The organism is Acidimicrobiales bacterium (assembly GCA_035533095.1).
Taxonomy (GTDB): domain Bacteria; phylum Actinomycetota; class Acidimicrobiia; order Acidimicrobiales; family Palsa-688; genus DATLUM01.
In genome coordinates this window covers 1-2,747 of record DATLUM010000048.1, presented here as the reverse complement: position 1 = coordinate 2,747, position 2,747 = coordinate 1, and the positions used below count along the sequence as shown (strand labels likewise).

The 2,747-nt window shown below is 67.1% G+C and carries 4 protein-coding genes; 1 reads left to right on the top strand and 3 read right to left on the bottom strand.

Annotation, left to right across the window (positions count from 1 at the left end; translation table 11 throughout):
* On the bottom strand, nucleotides 1–285 hold a 285-nt coding region (locus VNF71_04865), incomplete at its 3' end, for a hypothetical protein (protein HVA73874.1).
* A 277-nt stretch (nucleotides 286–562) separates the two neighbouring features.
* Here VNF71_04865 and VNF71_04860 point away from each other — a divergent pair.
* Nucleotides 563–1,327, top strand: coding sequence for a sugar transferase (locus VNF71_04860; protein HVA73873.1), 765 nt, complete (start codon nucleotides 563–565; stop codon nucleotides 1,325–1,327).
* Here the strand turns inward: VNF71_04860 and VNF71_04855 are convergent.
* Nucleotides 1,295–2,395, bottom strand: a complete 1,101-nt coding sequence (locus tag VNF71_04855; GenBank protein ID HVA73872.1) for a hypothetical protein — start codon at nucleotides 2,393–2,395, stop codon at nucleotides 1,295–1,297. The genes VNF71_04860 and VNF71_04855 overlap by 33 nt on opposite strands.
* On the bottom strand, nucleotides 2,392–2,747 hold a 356-nt coding region (locus VNF71_04850), incomplete at its 5' end, for a PHP-associated domain-containing protein (protein HVA73871.1). The genes VNF71_04850 and VNF71_04855, both read right to left, overlap by 4 nt.

Below are 2,747 nucleotides of genomic sequence, written 5' to 3'. Positions count from 1 at the left end.
CACGTACCCACTCCAGGTTCCGGTAGTGGTGGTGTTGTAGTGGTTCATCCAGTTGGCGTCGTCGTTGCCGCGGATGAACACGTCCTCGCCGGGAGTGACCCCCGTCGAGCCGGGACCGCCCTTCAAAAGGCCGCCGCCGGGCACGGTCTGGCCAGAACCGTAGGTGGAGACGACGGTCAGCGCGGCGCCGAGAGCGCCACCACCGGTGGCCAGGAACGAGAAGCCCACGATCCCGGTGACCGCAAAAGCGGGCAGCGCCTTGCGGAGCATCGAATGATTCAGCATATACGGCTCCTTATTCGAGAGGGCCCGACGCCCTGCAAACGGCAACACCGTGGGCTCCGAAGATAACACCTACAGCCACAGGGCATACCCAGCCCGCCGGTGCACGCCTCGTATTAACACGCTTCAGGATCAGTGTCAAGGTTGCGTTTAGCGAGTGATTGTTGCGGCGATCTAGATCCCGCGCAACCTCTCAACTCCGCACTTGACAGATTGCCCTTATGCTGAAACCCTTCGGCACCGGGCCGTCCGATCGCTTTGGACACAGGGGTTTAGGCAAATGCCTAGGGCTGAATCGGGAGACGTAACGACGATCCCCCACCGCATTGCGCGTGGGTCGGCGTCGGCCCACCGTGTTAAGCGGGCCTTCGACATCACGGCCTGCCTGGCGCTGGCCACGGTGACGCTGCCCATCGTGATCGCGATCGCCGCCGCGATCCGCCTCGACTCTCCCGGGCCCGTGCTCTACAAGGCCCGCCGCGTCGGCCGCCACGGCCGGCACTTTCGAATGCTCAAGTTTCGCACCATGGTCGACGGCGCCGAGCTGCTCCTCCAGGATTGCGCCCACCTCAACGTCGCGACTGGCATGGTAAAGATCCCGGACGACCCCCGCGTCACCCGCACCGGCAGATGGCTGCGTCGCTTCAGCCTCGACGAGCTGCCCCAGGTGTACAACGTGCTGGCCGGGCACATGAGCTTGGTCGGGCCGCGCCCGCACGACGTGGATGAGCTCCCCCAAAGCGTCTTCGACCAGGATCGCCGCCTCGCGATGCGACCCGGCCTCACCGGTCTCTGGCAGGTCAGCGCCCGCTCCAACCCGAGCCTCGATCACCGCATCCACTACGACACGAAATACGTGAATGGCTGGTCGCTGGCGATGGACGCCAGGATCCTCGCCCGGACCGTTCCTGTGATCATGCGAGGTACGGGCGGACGGGTTCAGATTCAGAATGCCGATCGGGCGACCGGTACGGGCGGCGGCGGTCTGAACTTCGAGGCGAACGGCGGCGAGCTAACCGCTTCGCCTTCGCAGAGCGCGACTTAGCACCGTCCACGTCCCTCCGCCGTCGGCGGACACGTACACGTCTCCGCCGTAGCAGTAGGCGTAGAAGGTCTTCGAGCCCGGCTGCCCCGCCACCGCCTGCACGCTCTGGTCATAAGGCACGCCTGACCCCCGGCGCCACGTGACGCCCAGGTCCGTGCTGTAGGACACGCTCCCTTGCAAGCCAAGCATGCCCGCCCCGTCGCCCACCACCAGGATGCCGGCCCCGGCTGCCAGCTGCCCCTGGGGCGCGCCGCTGACCTGCGACCAGGCCGAGCCGGTCAGCGGGTAGAGACCCCCTGCCCCGGTGCGGGCGGCCAGCGCCGCCTGGCTGCCGCCCACCGCCGCGAGCTGCGCCACCACGACCCCCGGCGGCAAGGCGGGCTGCTCGGTGATCTGCTGCCCGTTGTCGACCAGCTCGAACACCCGGTTTCCGACCGCCAGGTAGAACTGCCCGAGAGTCGGTCCTGCCGCCATCACCGGGCTAGCGACAACCGGCAGGCCGAGGTCCTTCCACGTCAGCCCGGCATCGCGCGTCCTGAGGAGCTTGCCCCCGTGGAGCAGGAACCAGACGCTGCCGTCGAACGGGCTCACCTCGAACGGTTGATAGGGCGCGGGCGCAGGCGGGCTGGCCTTGATCGCCTTCCATGTTGTGCCACCGTCGGTGGTCAGCTGCACGGTGAGGCCGCCGGCGACGCCGTGGAGCGGATTTTCGGGATCGATCATCACGCCCGAGCTGCCGGAGGGCGGCGCGAGTGTTGTCCAGGTCTTTCCACCGTCCGCCGAAGCAACTGCGAGGTTGGGCGCCAGGCCGACCAGGTCGGAAGACCCCGCCGATTCGAACACCGGGGACTTGCCGAGGACGCCCGGCTCGGTGACGGAAGGCACCGGGGTCGCGATCACCGGGCTCGGACTCGGAACGATGGGAACCGGCGTGCCGAGCGAGTGGGAGACTCGGGTCAAAGACGAAGGGCTCGACGCGATGGCCACCCCCGCGCCGATCACAACCGCAAGCAGCGGAATCGTCGCGAACTTCGCCCAGCCAGTCCACCTGGCGCCCTGCCGGTTCATCGACGGCGAATGTTATGCCCTACCAACGTCTCGGCCGCCAGCCGCCACGCCGGTCGACCCGTGACTATCCTCCCGTCCCGCAGCCTGGCAAGGAAGTCCTGAGGGCCTTCGAAGTCTTCCATCTCGATGTACACCGAGCCCAGCTCCGGCAGCGAATGGGCATCGGACCCGGCCCCGGCCACCGCGCCGATGATGCTGCACAGGTCTGCAGCTTTTCGGTTGGACTTGTCGTCGGATCGCCCGTTGAACACCTCGACGATGTCGATTTGGTCCGCGAGAGCCTGGATCGCCTCCTCGGAAAGGTGCCGCCGCGACGAGTCATACGGATGCTCGAGGTAAACGAGACCGCCCT

Excerpts from the sequence above, each read along its gene's own strand:
- VNF71_04855 (HVA73872.1), bottom strand. The coding sequence starts at position 2,395 with ATGAACCGGCAGGGCGCCAGGTGGACTGGCTGGGCGAAGTTCGCGACG.
- VNF71_04860 (HVA73873.1), top strand. The coding sequence starts at position 563 with ATGCCTAGGGCTGAATCGGGAGACGTAACGACGATCCCCCACCGCATT.